Genomic DNA, 17,479 nt, shown 5'->3' with positions numbered 1-17,479 from the left:
AATTTTATTTCTCCTATGTTATGTAAACTATCACATCCCAAAATTAAAGCGTATACATTTTTTCAACTATTTTTTTAGCGCAGAAAATGTCACATCGCGCGCCACTGTTCACAGAAAGGCACGAAGCAAATAAAGCTCCATATATAAACTTTCAGGAAAGTTCATCCATGACCCTCCCGTTTAGCTTGCTTGCACATCGGCAGTTTTGCCCCCCCATCAGCACTCTAAAGGGAACTGTAGTCCCCTATTTCAAGCAAAACAGGTTGTATCTTATCCGAGCCGAACTACAGGGTCTTAATTGTCCAGATAGCGCGTTACACAGCTGAAATCAGCAAAATAGCGACCCACAGTTCCACTTCCACGTGGAAAGTGTGCTTTTACAGCAAAATAACGGACCGTAGTTCCCGTCAATTAGGGGAGGATCGCATTAGCAGTCAGACCAAGCTACAGCTTCATCCTCGGTCGACGGAGTGAAGTCGATAGGAAGTTCATTGAGATCGACAAACAGAATCTAACTTATGTGCAACTCTGCTACGTTGAGAAGTTCATTGATATACTGGGTTTGCTAAATAAACGAAGGCTCTCATGACAACAATCCAATTTGACGATGAGGTGTTTAAAAATGGCATTAGTGTCCACATTCACGAGCTTCAATCTGCCTGTAAGCATCGTCGAACAATCGAAGGCGTTCTTCACCGGACTCGGATTCGAGCTCAACCCGCAATTCCATTGGCCTTCGAAAGCCGAGAAAAGGTGGATGAAATCGTGAATACTGCGGTCTCCTTGGGTGGGAAATCGTACGAAGAACCTGAGGATTATGGATTCATGTATCATTGGGCATTCGAGGACTTGGACGGCCATATGTGGGCAATCAACTACATGAACACAGAAGCGGCTTAAGGTTAAGGATAACGGAGAGCGCACTCATACTTGAAATAACGAGGAAAGACGCCGGGTACCTTCCCCGGCGTCTTCTTCGCGAGATGGAGAGTATCCCACTAATTGGGAACCTTGCATCTGTGGTTACATTCTCATCTATAAATCCAATAGATTTATCTTTGCCTTGCCCGTGGAAATCAATCCATTGAAAACGGTGTAAATCATCCGCTTCACATTTTCCACTGTTAAGGACCCCCCGCTAACTAACAGGCGGTAAAACAAGGGTCCATAGATCAAATCGATGCTGGACTCTACATCCAGTTCTTTACCTAACTCTTCGCGGTCAATCCCTCTTCTCAGAATCATAGCGGACTCTGAGCGCCGAGGCTTTACATAGTATTCTCGGAAAACCTGGATTAATGCAGAATCCATCTGTCCTTGGCCAATTAACTCCGAGATCACTCTACCTTCTTTGCTTTCCATGAACAAAGATAAATTTACGGCATGTTGCGTAATGTCTTTCAGAACAGAGCCTGTATCCGGGACAGGCAGGCGGCTGGCCGCAGCTTCAAAAAAACCTTCAGCCACGACAGCGGCTTTATTGGGCCACCATTTATAGATGGTCGCCTTGCTCACGCCTGCTTTTTCAGCAATTTTATCGATGGTTACTTCTTCAAATCCACCTTCCAATAGCAGCTCATAAGCTACAGTTAATATCACATGTTGAAGCTTTACATCTCTCGGGCGACCTTTTTGAGCCATTTAACTGACCCCTTTCTATCCTTTGCCATCAGTATATATGAAATTTAGCGTATTTACAAAACGCTTCGTTCAGTATATAGTGATAGCTATTAAGTAAACGAAACGTTCACTTAATTGAAATTCATTGTTGTAGAGGGGGAACAATTCCTATGAGCAAGTCCATTGCAAAACCGCAAAACGAGATCTCGACAACAATGATGGTTGTTCTGGCAGCGGCATGCGGCCTTATTGTAGCCAACCTTTATTATTCCCAAACCCTTGTGGGTCCCATCAGCGCAGCACTTGGTCTGCCTTCAGGGGCAGCCGGGTTGATCGTAACTTTAACGCAAATCGGCTACGTAGCCGGCTTGCTGTTCATCGTTCCGCTGAGTGACAAAATAGAGAATCGCCGATTGATTGTGACCTCTCTTGCCATCGTAGTCCTTGCCTTGATCCTGGCCGCGGTGTCCTCGGAATCCGTCCTGTTCCTGACAGCCGCCTTGCTGATCGGATCCGGCTCCGTAGTTGCGCAAATCCTCGTCCCTCTTGCGGCATATTTATCTAGCGACCAGCAGCGCGGCCGAGTCGTCGGCAACGTCATGAGTGGCCTTTTACTCGGCATCATGCTCGCAAGGCCGATTTCCAGCTTGATCGCCGGCATTTGGGGATGGCGCACCATTTTCGTGTTATCCGCCGTCGTCATGGCTCTTTTAGCTATTTCACTGGCTAAATTACTGCCAAAAAGGAGCCCCGAAAGCACCTTAACGTACACGCAACTTGTGGCTTCCTTAATTGAACTGTTCAAAAAGAACCCGATTTTGAGACGACGCGCTTTTTACCAAGCCTGCCTCTTCGGATCGTTTAGCCTCTTTTGGACGACCGTACCTCTCCGATTGGCGGATGAATATGGTATGTCCCAACAAGGCATCGCTTTATTCGCCCTTGTTGGTGTGGCGGGAGCTATCGCTGCACCTATTGCCGGAAGATTGGCGGACAAAGGCCTTACCAAGGCGATTACCATAGGCGCAATTGCAACTGCAATCTTGTCCTTTCTGCTTATTGTCGTGTTTCACAACGGTTCACTTTTTTCGCTCATCCTGCTTTTCGTCGTTGCGGTTACGCTTGATATGGCGGTTTCCGGCAATCTGGTGGCCAGCCAGCGAATTATTTTTTCACTGGGGAATGAAGCCAGGGGAAGATTCAATGGATTATTCATGGCGATTTTCTTCATCGGCGGAGCGGTGGGCTCATTTTTAGGTGGATTAACCTATGCGCATGGCGGCTGGGTATCGAGTGGATGCATCGGGGTGGCACTGACTTTCATTGCTTTCCTGTATTTCTTGACGGAGCGTAAAAGCAAATAAGGGAACTTGGAAATAGAGGACCACAGTTCCTCCTTTCTTCTGAAAATACCAAAAACACAAAGGAGCTGCCAACAGGCAGCTCCTTCCTATGCAAACTTATAACCGCGATAAAAGCTGCTGAGCTACGATATAACCCGAGCCACCATTCACCCCATGGCCAGGCCATGTCGCAGCACCAAGCATATACACATTCGGAATCACCGTCTGGTGGCTTGGCTGTCCTGGCAATGGACGGAGCAGGTAGCTTTGCGCCAGATCGTGCGCGCCGCCGTATGGATCGCCCGGCCCTGCGTTCGGATTGAATCGGGCGATAACGTCCGGCGTTACAACATATTTGCCAATGATCGCGCTCGGTATATTCGGAATGTGCTTGCTAACAACCTGCAATACGCGTTCTGTAAAACGCTCCGTGAGGTCCTGTGTCCAGCTGCCGTCTCCAACATCGATCAAGCCGGCGGCATCGCCTCGTGGCCGAGTCGGCACTTCAAGCACTTGAATCCGCATGATCGCTTTGCCTTCGGGCGCGCGCGTTGGGTCGAGATTCGTGGAACAATCGACAGTAAAGGTTGGTTTCGCCGGAAGCAGATCAGCCATCCCCTGTGCAATCGCTAACGTAAATCCATCCAGCCCATCTGTCAGATGAGGCTGTCCTACGCGATCAAAGCGGGCATCCGGCCAACGCGGCGGCTCGCTAAGGGCCAGATGAATCTGTACGCATCCTCGGCCGTACCGAAATTGCTTCGCTTGGCTGCGCAGCGCCGAAGGTGCATCACGCTCAGCCAGCAGTGAGAGATAGAGTTGATCCGGCGTAGTCGATGCCACAACCGCTTGCTTCGCTATGTATGTCCTGCCTTCCGCGGTTCGCACGCCCACGGCTCGGCCATTCTCCACTAAAATACGCTCGGCCAGCGTGTTCGTCAGAATCTCTCCGCCTTGATCCTTGATCAGCCGGACCAACGCCTGAACCAATTGCTCGCTGCCCCCTGCCGGAGTTGGCATACCGCCGCCCATCAAGGCCATCGCCGTGAGCGGCACCCAAATGCCGCTGCCGACTTCATCCGGCGTGCGGCCCAGATGGGTGACCCAAGAGGCCAGCATGGCCCGGGTCACTGGAGATTTCAGCGAATTCACCGCCTGTCGGGCTGTCCCGAACAACTGCCCGGCAAACGCCGAATAGCCTGAGCTATTCTCATCATGGAGCAACCGTTTCAGGATAGGGGCAGCCTCCTGGCTGGAAAGATCCATGCTGAATAAACCGAACACGTCATTGACGTGCGGGTTTAACTGTTCAAAGATGCCGGCCAGAGCTGCGCCGTCTCCAGGAGCCAGACGTTCCGCCTCCGCGATAAGCTCCTCGAAGGAGCGTGATAATACGGCCGTACGCCCATCTTCCATAGAAACTCCAGTCGGCAAGTCCGCATTCACATAACGTAAGCCGCGAGCTTCCAAATCCTCCCTCAGTTCAGCATAAGCGGGTCCTGTTGTAAAAAGAGGATGCGCCGCCGCATACACATCATGTTTGAATCCTGGCAGCGTGAGTTCCTCCGTCCGCACAAAGCCGCCGGGGCGATCGTTTTTCTCTAAAACTAGTACGCTGCGGCCAGCACGAGTTAAGTAGGCAGCCGTTATTAAAGCATTGTGCCCGCTGCCGATCATAACAAAGTCGAAAGTTTCCATTCTATCACTCCTTTTAAATTAGAAGCCTAGTAGAAACTTATTCAAACAATTGCTATATAATTACTTCACCCACTATGAAATATCCAATGGTGAAAAACGAGTGCAGCAGCTCCCATGCTGCAATTATTTTGATTATAATCACTATAAATAATCGGCGTATCGCGAGTTGGACGGATCGTTATTTCTTCAATGGCTTGAAGCATGGATTCTTTAAACCAACCAGCTGCCGTAACGAGTTCTCCACCAAGAATGATCACCGTAGGATTAAGCAAATTAAGCGTATTGCCAAGCATAAACCCGAGGTGTCGTCCCACCTGCTCGAATAACATGTTCGCTTGCGGATGACCTTTTTCCAGCAGCTGCATGATATCGGTGAAAGTTCCAACGGGCCTGCCAAGCTCCTCCCTGATCTTTTGGACGGAAACATAGGCTTCTAGACATCCCCGCTGTCCGCAAAAACATAAGGGGCCGCCCCAGCCAATCTTCATATGTCCTATTTCGCCTGCATAATAACGATCGCCGGTATAGATCTCGCCATTCATGACCAGTGCGGAGCCGATGCCTTCATCCAAGTAAATGCACAGGGCATGCCGCAGCTGCTCTTCGGTTCTCATCCAAACTTCTCCCCGGGCAAAAGCGCGCACATTATTGTCAACATACACAGGAATCGCATACCGCTTCGAGAGATGCTCTTTAATCCCGAACTGAAACCAACCCAGATACGGTGAATGAACGACCTCCCCTTTTTGTGAATCAATAATGCCCTGGATACCCACACAAATCCCCAGATTGCGAACGAAAGCTGGAACCCGCTCCAGCAGTCCGTCAATCAGCATCTCAAGACGTTTCGTTAAGGCATCCCCTTGGCAAGGAGTAACATCACTAGCCGATGTACCCACGAGGTACACCTTCTCTTGATAAATGATCTCCCGGTTATAGCTCATCACCAAACCAATGATATAACTTTTCGTCACTTCAATACCGACAGCATACAGGTTTTCTCGATTTAAACGAAGAAGGACGGGCTTGCGCCCGACCCCGGAAATAGCTAAAACATCTTCTTCTATAACAAGCTCTTCGGCAAGCAGCTCATTCACAATATTCGTAACGGTCATCTTCTGCAGGTTAGCCCTTCGCGCAATGTCGATGCGTGAAATCAGCTTTTCCTGATGGAGGAGCTCAAGCACCTTCTTCTTATTCTGAAGTTTCATCCAACGAAAACTGTTGTAATCTTCTTTCAAGCCGATTCCTCCATGCTGCTCTAATAGTTCGCTGAAGCGCTGCGGATTGCTGCTGTTAACCGATCCGGGAAGTTGATGGTCATGCCGTCAACGCCGCATTGTAGAGCATAATTCATCAATTCAGGGGTAAAAGCTCCCCACGCTCTGACTTCAAAACCATGTGCTTTCGCAAGCCGTACATCCTCTTGATCAAGCCCATCCGCGCAAGGGCAAATTTGCACAGCGCCAATTTCTTTCAAACGGGCAATAGCTTCCTCATCAATCTTACGGATTAAATGTCCGAGTCGGATCGAGGGGTCGACAGCTCGTGCAGCTTGTAAATTCTCATATCGAAAAGAAGTTATCGTCGATTGATGCTGTACATCATACTTTCTAATCAGCTCCAAAACAGGCAGCTCGATGTTAGGATCCTTTAATTCTAAGGCAAACAAAGCCTTTTTTCTACCAAAATAATGGAGAAATTGCTCAAAGGAGACGAGTCTCTCTCCCGCGTAAGCGGGGGAGAACCAGGAGCCGGCATCCAACTCCTGAAGCTCTTTCCATGTATAGGACGAAGGAAGACCATGACCGTCCGTCGTACGGTCTAACTCATTATCGTGAAATAAAATAATGACGCCGTCTTTCGATTGTTTCAAGTCTGTTTCAATCCCATTCGCTCCTTGCTCGAGTCCCTTGTAGAATGCGGCTAATGTATTTTCAGGCGCATATTCCGAAGCACCTCGGTGGGCTAAATTCATGAACATTGTGAACACTCCTCACTCTCTGTTATTTGTAGCTTTTCATAAAGCTGTCTACGTCGGCTTGCAGCTTGTCGAGTACTTTTTGCGGATCAGCCTTGGCGTCGCCTTCCACGGTTTCAAGCGCTGTAACGAGCCCCGACCAAATCAGCGAATCCGCCGGATGGATGCCTTGACCGCGCAGGAATTGATTTTGATCCATGATAATTTTAAAGTTCGGATCTTCCTTCATTTTCTTCTTGAATGCATCGGTCTCTGTTGCTGATTTTTTAATCGGCGCATATCCCGTCGAAATGCTGGTCGCTGCCGCATTTTCCGTATTCGTCAAAAAGGAGACGAACGTCCAGGACGCTTTTTCGATATCTGGATCGGACTTAAAAATCCCTAAGCTGTTTCCGCCAATCGGCACGTTGCGGTCCTTGATCATCGGAAGGTAAGCTACACCAATTTCAAACTTTTGACCCACTTCTTTTTGAGTGCCCGCCAAAGCAGAACCGGATTTATAAATCATCGCCAATTTACCGGCACTGAAATCCTGCTCCGCCGTGTTATGCTGATTCGGCGCCATTGCTTTTTGCACATGAACCAAATCCTGGAACGATTTCAACGCCTCTACCGCTTCCTTGCCGTTTACCGTAACTTTCCCCGCCTTATCCACGATACTTCCTCCACGATTCCACGTCATCGGTTGAACATACCAAGGAGAATCAGCCGCCGTATTAAAGCCCCATACATCCACTTTACCGTCGCCGTTTGTATCTTTGGTCAGCGTTTGCGCTGCTTTTACCAGCTCATCCCATGTGTTTGGCGCCTTCAGACCGGCTTGGTCGAACAGTGTTTTGTTGTAGTAGAGCATAGGCGTACTGCTGTTGTACGGGATGGTCCAAAGCTTGTCCTTATATCGGAATCGATCCCAAAAAGCGGGATATACGTCCGTTTTCTCCTGCTCGCTCATGAACTGCTCAATTGGAATCAGCTTCCCGCTGTCAGCCATTTGCGGAATGCCATGCCGTTGGCCCAGCTGAACCACATTGGGCAGCGTGTTGGATACAACAGCAGCCATGACTTTTTGAGCCATTTCATCATAGCCGCCCATGAATTCAGCTTTAATTTTAATCGTAGGATATTTCGCTTCAAAAGCTTTGACTTGGTCGGCGAGCAAGTCTTTATTGGTTGTCCATACGCTCAGTGTAACCGGTTTTTGTTCAGCTTGAGTCGTTTGACTCGGCGTTTCCCCCGTTTTCCCTGCATCAGTATTCCCAGCCGGTTGATTAGCTGCTCCACACGCCGTCAATCCCAACACGGATAACGAGAGCAAGACAATCATGGTTTTTTTCATAAAATGGTTCCTCCACCTATCTTGTTTTTTTATTTGAATTTGGTTTATCGTCATCCTCTTGCAAATCTTATTTCACACCGGCGTTCATCACCCCCCTGACAAAATATTTTTGGCTGACCAGGAAGAACAGCAGGACTGGCAGGATGATAAACGTCGATGCCGCCATCAAACTTGGCCAATCCGTTCCCTGTTCTGCATCGATCATATAGCGCAGCCCAACTTGCACGGTTCGCATATTCGCCGTATTCGTGATGAGCAAAGGCCACAGGTAACTGTTCCAGGCATGCAGGAAGGCAAAGAGACTGAGTGTTGCCAGCACCGTTTTGGACATCGGAAGAACGATCTGTATCAAGGTTCGAAAGTGCCCGCACCCGTCGATCCGTGAAGCGTCCATCAAGTCTTTGGGAATGGTCAGAAAAAACTGCCTCAGTAAAAATATTCCGAACACGCTCGCTGTGCTTGGCACGATAAGTCCGGCATAGCTGTTGATCCACCCCAGTTCTTTAATGACCAAGTAGGATGGAATCATCGTAGATTCGAACGGGACGATCGTTGAAGAAACAACCAGAAGAAACAACAGTTTTCTTCCACGGATTGGAACCCAGGAGAAGACATACGCAGCCATCGAGCTCGTCATCAGTTGACCCGCTACAATGCCGACAGACATCATCAAACTGTTTATAAAAAAGCGGTCGAACGGAGCCTTTTTCCAGGCTTGCCCATAATGCTCCCAGTGCCATATCTTCGGCAAAGCGAATAAGCTTCCTGAGAAAATTTCTTCCGTTGATTTGACAGAAGATAGAAACATCCAGATGAAGGGCAGCATCATAAATAACCCACCTGCCAGCAGTACCACATGTTTCAACCATAGGTCCATCGGCAGTTTGCTTAGCGAATGGAATCTTTCAGCGCGCTTTGCAGTCCTCATTTTCCCACCCACGGGTTTCAGTATTGCTTTTTGTCCGACTGTAACCGGCTTGGATATACGCATCTTGCCTCATACCTTTCTAAAATAACGGATTTTATTGATAGTGTACCTTTCGGCCGACCACGATCATTTGCAGGACAACAAGCAGCAAAACAATCGCAAAAATGACCATCGAAATCGCCGAAGCGTATCCCATTTGGAACAGCTCAAAGGCATAGTGATAAAGCTGCACCACCACTAACTCCGTACTCTTTGCAGGACCGCCTTTTGTCATAACATTGACTTGAGTAAATGTCTGGAATTGCTCGATCGTTAGCAGAATTAATAATAGAAAGAGCGATGGAGTCAACAGTGGTATGCGGATTCTCGTAACTATTTGCCACTTATTTGCACCATCTACTTTCGCTGCTTCCAGCACACTGGAATCCGTATTCTGCAAACCAGCTAACAAAATAATGACATTGTAGCCCAGCGTCTTCCAAATCGACATGATCGCTAGCGACATCAGCGATGTGTTCGTATCATTGAGCCAACGGAGCGGTTTGAAACCGAAACTTTCTATTATCGCGTTCGCCAGGCCATAATCCGGATGGAATATGAACATCCAAACGACCGAGATTGCGACGGTGGAAGTAACCATAGGAGCGAAAAACATCGATCGGTACGTGATCATCAGCTTTTTGGAACCCTGATCAAGCAGCAAAGCAAAAATCAATGCGATCAACATCGATAACGGCACTGTCATAGCTGCAAAAAGAAAGGTGATCTTCAATGAATGATAAAACTCTTCGTTTGTAAACAACCTCTGGTAATTATCCACGCCTACAAAGGTTGGCGTCGGGCGCAGCATGTCCCATGAGTACAAACTCAAACCTGCGCTATAGATGACAGGGATAAGGACGAAAATAGCAATAACCAGCAGAGACGGCGCCAGAAGCAAATAACCGGCAACATTCGTTTTCCAAGATTTCAGTGACAATGTGGTGGTTCCTCCTCTCATTTATTAGCGAAAGTCAGTAATTAGTAAAATAATTTGACTTATTTATACGGTCATCGTAACAGGGCAAAATCAAGTAAGTGTTATCTCACTTTGAATAAAATGTAAATATGTCCTTCGCCTGCTCACTAATTCTAGTGAATAAAACAATATTCGTTTTAAATCCAAATCAATTGTAAATATTTTATTAAGAAAACATTTTGAGACCTATTACGTTGGTCATATATGCCTAGGTCCCTATGACCAATTAAATATTTAAATGAATAAACTTACAGGAGTGCTTCCTAATTGAGTCTAAACCTGACATCATGATGGACTAACCCTTTTTTATTCGACCGGCGGACAAAAAATGACCTGGATTCATTTTTTTCACGTAGGCATACAGGCCTAATTACAAAAAATGACTAGGAATTTCCGCTTATTGTAAACAGGATTCGACAGAATATATAATCGCGTTGGAAATTAAATTTCCAAAATAATGAAGAATGTTGTTTCTTTTTGTCAGTTCACAACATTCAAGTTAGTAAGCCCTATCGGGCGAAAAAAGGAGGATTATGAAGGAATGAGTTCACCCAAGAAAAGAATACGCAAGAAATTGACCCAAACCGCATCATCAGCGCTCGCTCTTTCTGTGCTTCTTGGGTCCTGGAGCGGTATGCCTGCCCCAGCATCGGCTGCGAATGCAGGCGAAACGTCCCACCTTCTGACTTATGAAGGTGCAGCCTACGCCTCGTCAACCGAAGGAGGCTTGACGGCGGACAAAGCGTTTGACGGCAATACCGACTCCCGTTGGGGAAGTGCGTTCAGCGCCGGCGAGCAATGGATCTACGTAGACCTTGGCTCCAAAGCCAAGATCGACAAAGCTGTCCTTCGCTGGGAAAATGCCTACTCGAAGTCGTACAAGATCCAAGTGTCCGACGACGAAACGAACTGGAAAGACATCTACACAGATACCAAAGGAGACGGTGGCGTTGACACCATCGCCCTGTCCGGTGAAGGACGTTACGTCCGCATGCTGTCGCTTGAGCGCAGCGGAGGCTACGGCGTTTCCCTCTACGAGTTTGAAGTATACGGCACAGGCGGCAGCAACCCGCTCCCTGTCGTACTTGGCGAAGATGTCGCTTTGAATAAACCGGTAACGGCTTCTTCAACAGCTGCCCCTGACAAAGATAAGCCCCTTTTATTGCCTGAATATGCGGTGGATGGCAATACGACAACAAGATGGTCTTCTGCGAGCACGAGCGACGAGTGGATTTATGTTGACCTTGGCAGCAAACATGACATCGGCCGCATCCGCTTGAACTGGGAAAATGCCGCCGGTCGTATCTACGATCTGCAAGTTTCCGACGATGCCCAGAACTGGACAACGATTTACCGTGAAATTAATGGTCAAGACGGCTGGATGGATACGCAGGTTTATGCCAATGGACGTTACGTTCGTATGAAAGGGATCTCCCGCACGACGAGCTACGGCTACTCCCTGTTCAATTTCAGCGTGTATGATTATGTGGAAGGCGATCCAAAACCGGCTTATACCATTCCTTCCCTTCCTACCGCATCGACCGTTAAAGTAGGCAAAGGCAGCTATTTGAGCAGCGACATCAACATGCCGCAGCCCCGTCCTCCTGTAAATAAAACAGATGACGTGAAAGGCCCGATTCCTTCGAATGATTGGTGGCAGTCTGTTCTTATTAAAAACTTGAGTGACAGCCTTATCACGCTTCCGCTCAAATCCAAATATACGACGATGGGTCTCGGTATCCTGAACCCGGGTGCGGGTTGGGTGAATGACACAGGCAACTCGCAGGCAGCCGATGGCGCACCTGACTTCTACTTGAACGCAGGCAACATCTCGCCATCGCACATCAAGAACAAAGTAGCCGGCTATGGCGACTGGTCTGCAACCGTTCAGCTAAGCGACAACGACACAGAGAAAATGAAAACGACGTTCGTCAAAGGCTCGCCGTACCTGTATTCGGAGTTCAGTGATCCAACGACACCGGAATTAAACTTCCCGGTTTCCACAAGCTTCTATGACGACAACGGCAATCCGGTTCTCTTGGGTGAAGGCACTACGTTGACGGCAGACCACATCGGTTTTACCGTTAACAACGTGGATGGCTCACCGCAATCCAAACCCGTGACTCGCCACTACGGCTTGTTCGCACCGCAAGGCTCCGTCTTCATGAAAGTCGGCAACAAGATCAAAGTTCGACTCGGTAGCGGACAGAACTACCTGTCTCTAGCCTCTATACCGGCTACAAGTGACTTGAACTATTTTTATAAACACGGCTATGCCTTCATTAAAAATACAACGGTAACTCCGGGCTTCGATGAAAACACCTCCGAAGTCACAACCCGCTTCGACGTCGAAATCGATCAGAAGCGTGCGGACATGGAGCCAACGACGTTGATGGCCCTGCTCCCGCATCAATGGAAGCAAACGTCCTCTTCGCTGACTTCGCTTTCTTATGAGTCCATTCGTGGCACATTGAAGCTTCATGAGGGCAATTCGTTTACGACAGTTGACCGTTTTAACGGTATCGTCCCTCAATTTACAGAGCCGGGAGATCCAACTTACTCGCGGGAAACGCTGCTTAAACAGCTAAGCTATCTGGACGAATCAACTTCGAAAAACATCATGTCAGGTGATGCTTATTGGCAAGGCAAAGTGCTTCATCCGCTGGCAATGGGCGTCCTGATCGCCGATCAGATCGGAGACCAAGCATACAAAAATGTGTTCTTGGAGCGCCTCAGAACGATCTTGACGGACTGGTACACCTACACCAAGGGAGAGCCGGATTACTTCATGTACTACGACCCGACTTGGGGTACGATGTATTACAAAAACAGCGAATTCGGCGCTAACACTGGCCTGACGGACCATCATTTTACTTATGGTTATTACGTCTTCGCTTCGGCTGTACTTGCCACTTACGATCAGGTCTTCAAAAACAATTACGGCGAGATGGTCGAGCACCTTATCCGTGACTACGCGAACCCATCGAAAAGCGATCCAATGTATCCATTCTTGCGCAACTTCGATCCGTACGAAGGCCATTCATGGGCTGGCGGTTACGGGGATAACAACAACGGGAACAATCAGGAAGCTGCCGGCGAGTCCTTGTTCGGCTGGGTTGGCGAATACATGTGGAGCCTGATGTCCGGTGACAAAAACTTCCGTGACATCTCCATCTATGGCTTTACGACAGAATTGAAAGCTGTTGAACAATATTGGTTCAACTATGACAACGACAACTGGCTGCCTGGATTTGCTCACAAATCCGTTGGCCAAGTGTACGGCAGCGCGTACAACTTCGGAACGTTTTTCAGCGGCGACCCTGTCAACATTTACGGCATTCACTGGTTACCGACAGGCGAATACCTGACAAGCTACGGATTCGATCCTGCGAAAGCTGCAGACTTGTATAACGGTCTTGTCAAGGATAACAAAGGCCCGGAAAACGCATGGCAGCACATCGTTTGGCCAATTGAATCCTTAAGCGAGCCGCAAACGGTGCTTAATAAATTTACGACCGAAAATACGCAAAAGAATGAAATTTTCAACACGTACTGGTTCGTTCACAACATGGCGGCTCTCGGAACGCGCACCAATGACATTTGGGCAAGCGGCTGGACTGGAGCTTCCATCTATAAGAAAGATTCGGTCTACTCCGCACTGATCTGGAATCCGAAGAACGAAGCGGTTACGGTGACCTTCCACAATGCAGCCGGCGTAACTGGCTCCGCAAAAGTTGGACCGAAATCACTTGTGAAAGTAGATCCGATGAAAGTGACGGATTTGGATGGCAACACACCTCCGCAGCTTGCGGCAGATACAACGCAAAACACGATTGGACAACCGATCGACATTACGTTTGCCGACCATCTGAAATGGCGCGAGTCCATCTCCTCCGTTCTTGTCAATGGAGCAGCCCTTGATGCCAAGCAATATAGTGTGCAAGGCGGCAAGATTACCTTGAACAGCGACACGTTCCCAGTGGAAGGCAGCTACACGATTACCGTTCAGTCTGCTGGCTACCCGGATACGAGCGCACAGCAAGTCGTCATCACGAACTCAACGGTCAATCTGGCGCTGAACAAACCGACCTTTACGTCGGATAAAGCGAAAAACCCTGGCTCCTACGCGGTTGACGGCAAGCAAGATACACGTTGGGAATCCGATTTCAGCGATCCGCAGTTTATCGGCGTCAACCTGAACTCGGAGTATAAAATCAGTCATGTCCGCTTGAACTGGGAGAATGCAGCCGGTAAAAGCTATACCGTTCAAACTTCTGTAGACGGCCAAACTTGGCAAACGGTATACACGACCACACGTGGTCATGAAGGCATCGACGACATTAAATTCCCAGCCGTGAATGCTCGATATGTCAAAGTAGAAGGTACAGAGCGGACAACAAACTATGGCTATTCTCTATGGGAGATGGAAGTGTTCGGTACGCCGGCAGGCGATCTTGACGCTCCAAAGCTGACGGCCGATACGACCATGAACCGTGCAGGTCAACCCATCGACATCAGCTTTGATGACTTTGCCGATTGGAGAAACGCAGTCCTTGGCGTGAAAGTGAATGGCGTGGCGGCATCTGCGGCACAATACGTCGTTTCACCGGGTAAAATCACGCTAAACGGCGCCTTGTTCCCTGAAGCTGGCAGCTACGAGATTTCCGTTGAGGCTAAAGGTTTTGCCAATGCAGCGGTTCAGCAAACGATTGTGACGAACTCGAACGTCAACCTTGCTTTGCGCAAACCGACATTCACTTCTGCGAATCCGAAACAACCCGGCAAAAATGCCGTTGACGGAAACACCGCTACGAGATGGGAGTCCGATTTCAGCGATCCGCAGTACCTAACTGTCGATCTTGGCGCAGATAACACTATTTCCCGTGTGCTCCTGAACTGGGAGAATGCGGCCGGCAAGAGCTATACCGTTGAAGTCTCTTCAAACGGTAAAGACTGGAAAACGGTTTATGCGACAACAACAGGCAAACCAGGCATCAACGATATCGGATTCTTGCCAACCCAGGCAAGATACGTGAAAGTGAATGGAACTGAGCGGACAACTGCATACGGGTTCTCGCTTTTGGAATTTGAAGTGTACGGCAATGCTTCCAGCTTGCCGAGCGCACCGGAATTATCGGCGGATACAACGGATGCGAAAGTCGGTCAGCCGATCGACATCACCTTCGACGATGATGCAACATGGAGAGGCACGATTGAATCTGTCAAAGTTGACGATACAGTGGTTGGCTCCGGCCAATTCACATTGTCTGCAGGCAAAATCACTTTAGATGCTTCGCTTTTCAAAGATGCAAAAACGTATCGAATTTCGGTTCAAGCGAAAGGGTACACGGAAGCATCCGTACAGCAAACCGTCGCAGCGAAAGACATTCCGGGGAATCCGAATACAGATCCGGACCCAGATCAAGGCCATGGAACAAATCCTACAAATCCGACGAATCCAACGAATCCTAATCCGTTAAATCTCGCTTATGACAGACCGACCGCTTCATCGCCGGACTACCATCGTTCCAGCGCAGATGCCGTCGACGGCCGATTCGATCGCCGCTGGGAGTCTGCTTTTGAAGACAACCAATGGATGAGCGTTGATCTAGGAGCTCCAAAAACGATTAATCACGTTGTCCTAACTTGGGAAAATGCTTACGGTAAAGCTTACACCATCGATGTCTCCCTGGATGGACAAACATGGACAACGGTATATGCTACAGAGAATGGCAACGGGGACGTTGACGATCTGACATTTGCTCCAGTGAGTGCAAGATATGTGAAGATGAACGGAATCAAACGTGGAACACCATACGGCTTCTCGTTATGGGAATTCGAAGTGTATGCCGGGAATCAAGCTCCACTTGCAGGACCTGCATTGACGGCGGATACGACCGATAACATTCTTGGTCAAACCATCGACATCTCGTTTGAGGACAATAACGCTTGGAGAAACGCAATCAACGCAGTTGAACTGAGCGGCGTTACCCTTCGCGCTGACCAATACAAAGTATCAGCAGGCAAAATTACGCTTAACGCTGCTTTGTTCACAGAAGCTCGCCCTTACGAAGTGAAGGTGCGGTCAACTGGCTATGACGACGATACAGTTGTGCAAGCTATTATTCCAGCAGCTAATCTTGCGTTGAACAAACAAGTCACCACTTCCGAATCGCCGCTTCAAAGTGCGCAGTTCGCTGTGGATGGAAACAAAAGCACACGTTGGGAATCGCCATTCCGCGATCCGCAATGGCTCTGCGTTGATCTTGGGCAATCCTACAAGATCGGGCGCGTTCTTCTGAACTGGGAAAATGCTTCAGCGAAGGCCTACACCATAGAAGTGTCCACGAACGGCGAGAACTGGACAACAGTATCCTCGACAACGTACGGAGACGGCGGTAAAGACAACATTCTCTTCACCCCTGTTGACGCACGTTACGTGAAAGTTGCTGGCACACAACGCAATACGCAATACGGCTACTCCTTATTTGAGCTAGAAGTATACGAATAATAAGAAAGGACCGTCAGGCTTAATTGCTGGCGGTCCTTTTTGGGTTGGACGTATTTACGAATCTTTTGTATTCGTGCCCACCCAATGGGAACTGGAGTCCTCTATTCGGAGAAAAATGAGTTATTTCCACTTTGAGCGGAACTACAGGCACTTATTTCGCCTCCAATGCCAAACTTACCTTTCACTCTGATCATCACTGCTGGTCACAATCAGGTTACGAACCGTTTCCCGCAGACTCTCACGCATATCGTGCGGTGTCCCTTCATCTGTCACTAACGTCTGAATCCGATTAAGCTCCATCCCAAACAGAAATCCGCTGCGGTTGGCTTTGGACGAATCCGCCATGAGAATGAGGTGATTACTCTGCTCAACCATCATCTGCGCAATTTGCAGAGGCTCCCATTTGGAATAATAAATGCCTTGTGTACCAAATCCCATGCAGGAAAACAGCGCTTTGTCGAAGCGATATTGACGAAGCTCGCAGTGCAGCTTATAACCAAATGTCATCCCATCTTCGCCCACCTCGCCACCGACCAGATAGACACTCAGCTTTCCTTTCTTCTGAACAAGATTCAAGGCAACCATCGCCGAGTTCGTCACGATCGTCAGGTTTTTATCGGCGGGAATCAATCGCGATAGCACAAGCCCGGTCGTATTGCCATCTACGAAAACACTATCGCCATCCTCCAATAAGAGCACCGCCTCGCGGGCAATAGCCTCTTTACGTTCCAGATTCAGCTGCATGCGATCATAATACGGCATGTCCCACGTCGTCTGCTCCCTTTTCACCGCACCGCCATATGTTCTGCGAACAATGCCCTTTTCGTCCAAAATACGTAAATCCCGGCGAATTGTTTCCACCGAGACTCCATAGGCCAACATTAATTCATCGACAGAAACGCTGCCGGTACGCCGCACATCCATAATAATTTCATTTCTTCGACGGACTGAGTTCACACCTGTAACCTCCCCTGACGTTAGTAAAACAAGGCTTCCTCATAAGCCCTAATGGCGCTTACGCAGGAAGCCTATTACCTATTGTTT

10 protein-coding genes and 1 pseudogene are annotated in these 17,479 nt (G+C 48.6%); 3 read left to right on the top strand and 8 right to left on the bottom strand.

Features of this window, described 5'->3' with window-relative positions; genetic code table 11:
* Positions 1 to 622 precede the first annotated feature (622 nt).
* Positions 623 to 900: pseudogene (locus PCH02S_RS21135) on the top strand (VOC family protein).
* 135 nt (positions 901 to 1,035) lie between these two features.
* On the opposite strand, the gene PCH02S_RS21130 reads toward PCH02S_RS21135, so the two are convergent.
* A complete protein-coding gene (locus PCH02S_RS21130; protein ID WP_127455936.1) occupies positions 1,036 to 1,641 on the bottom strand; it encodes a TetR/AcrR family transcriptional regulator in 606 nt (201 codons plus the stop codon).
* Positions 1,642 to 1,790: 149 nt separating this feature from the next.
* Here PCH02S_RS21130 and PCH02S_RS21125 point away from each other — a divergent pair, with 149 nt between their 5' ends.
* Positions 1,791 to 2,984: an MFS transporter gene (locus tag PCH02S_RS21125; RefSeq protein ID WP_127455935.1), complete on the top strand. Its 1,194-nt coding sequence runs from the start codon at positions 1,791 to 1,793 to the stop codon at positions 2,982 to 2,984.
* Positions 2,985 to 3,080: 96 nt separating this feature from the next.
* Here the strand turns inward: PCH02S_RS21125 and PCH02S_RS21120 are convergent, their stop codons facing one another.
* The 6 genes from PCH02S_RS21120 to PCH02S_RS21095 all read right to left on the bottom strand — a co-directional run bounded on the left by PCH02S_RS21120 (position 3,081) and on the right by PCH02S_RS21095 (position 9,885).
* On the bottom strand, positions 3,081 to 4,661 hold the full coding sequence (locus tag PCH02S_RS21120) for a phytoene desaturase family protein (protein WP_127455934.1): 1,581 nt from the start codon (positions 4,659 to 4,661) through the stop codon (positions 3,081 to 3,083).
* A 65-nt stretch (positions 4,662 to 4,726) separates the two neighbouring features.
* Entirely contained in the window at positions 4,727 to 5,902 is a 1,176-nt protein-coding gene (locus PCH02S_RS21115) for an ROK family transcriptional regulator (protein ID WP_127455933.1), read from the bottom strand.
* A 20-nt stretch (positions 5,903 to 5,922) separates the two neighbouring features.
* Positions 5,923 to 6,645, bottom strand: a complete 723-nt coding sequence (locus PCH02S_RS21110) for a glycerophosphodiester phosphodiesterase (protein WP_127455932.1) — start codon at positions 6,643 to 6,645, stop codon at positions 5,923 to 5,925.
* A 22-nt stretch (positions 6,646 to 6,667) separates the two neighbouring features.
* A complete protein-coding gene (locus PCH02S_RS21105) occupies positions 6,668 to 7,978 on the bottom strand; it encodes an ABC transporter substrate-binding protein (RefSeq protein ID WP_164819659.1) in 1,311 nt (436 codons plus the stop codon).
* A 67-nt stretch (positions 7,979 to 8,045) separates the two neighbouring features.
* Complete coding sequence (locus PCH02S_RS21100) at positions 8,046 to 8,906, bottom strand: carbohydrate ABC transporter permease (RefSeq protein WP_164819658.1); 861 nt, start codon at positions 8,904 to 8,906, stop codon at positions 8,046 to 8,048.
* A 94-nt stretch (positions 8,907 to 9,000) separates the two neighbouring features.
* A complete protein-coding gene (locus tag PCH02S_RS21095) occupies positions 9,001 to 9,885 on the bottom strand; it encodes a carbohydrate ABC transporter permease (RefSeq protein WP_164819657.1) in 885 nt (294 codons plus the stop codon).
* Positions 9,886 to 10,465: 580 nt separating this feature from the next.
* Here PCH02S_RS21095 and PCH02S_RS36470 point away from each other — a divergent pair.
* On the top strand, positions 10,466 to 16,435 hold the full coding sequence (locus PCH02S_RS36470; RefSeq protein WP_127455928.1) for a galactose-binding domain-containing protein: 5,970 nt from the start codon (positions 10,466 to 10,468) through the stop codon (positions 16,433 to 16,435).
* Between the two features lie 174 nt (positions 16,436 to 16,609).
* On the opposite strand, the gene PCH02S_RS21085 is transcribed toward PCH02S_RS36470, so the two are convergent.
* Positions 16,610 to 17,392 (bottom strand): DeoR/GlpR family DNA-binding transcription regulator, encoded by a 783-nt coding sequence (locus PCH02S_RS21085; RefSeq protein WP_127455927.1) that lies wholly within the window; start codon positions 17,390 to 17,392, stop codon positions 16,610 to 16,612.
* Positions 17,393 to 17,479: the final 87 nt, after the last annotated feature.

It is taken from the genome of Paenibacillus chondroitinus NBRC 15376 (assembly GCF_004000765.1).
Classification (GTDB): domain Bacteria; phylum Bacillota; class Bacilli; order Paenibacillales; family NBRC-103111; genus Paenibacillus_E; species Paenibacillus_E chondroitinus.
Note: the sequence above shows the minus strand (reverse complement) of the source record. Positions and strands in the feature narration are given on the sequence as shown.

Excerpts from the sequence above, each read along its gene's own strand:
- PCH02S_RS21100 (WP_164819658.1), bottom strand. The coding sequence starts at position 8,906 with ATGAGGACTGCAAAGCGCGCTGAAAGATTCCATTCGCTAAGCAAACTG.
- PCH02S_RS21125 (WP_127455935.1), top strand. The coding sequence starts at position 1,791 with ATGAGCAAGTCCATTGCAAAACCGCAAAACGAGATCTCGACAACAATG.
- PCH02S_RS21120 (WP_127455934.1), bottom strand. The coding sequence starts at position 4,661 with ATGGAAACTTTCGACTTTGTTATGATCGGCAGCGGGCACAATGCTTTA.
- PCH02S_RS21105 (WP_164819659.1), bottom strand. The coding sequence starts at position 7,978 with ATGAAAAAAACCATGATTGTCTTGCTCTCGTTATCCGTGTTGGGATTG.
- PCH02S_RS36470 (WP_127455928.1), top strand. The coding sequence starts at position 10,466 with ATGAGTTCACCCAAGAAAAGAATACGCAAGAAATTGACCCAAACCGCA.
- PCH02S_RS21130 (WP_127455936.1), bottom strand. The coding sequence starts at position 1,641 with ATGGCTCAAAAAGGTCGCCCGAGAGATGTAAAGCTTCAACATGTGATA.
- PCH02S_RS21110 (WP_127455932.1), bottom strand. The coding sequence starts at position 6,645 with ATGTTCATGAATTTAGCCCACCGAGGTGCTTCGGAATATGCGCCTGAA.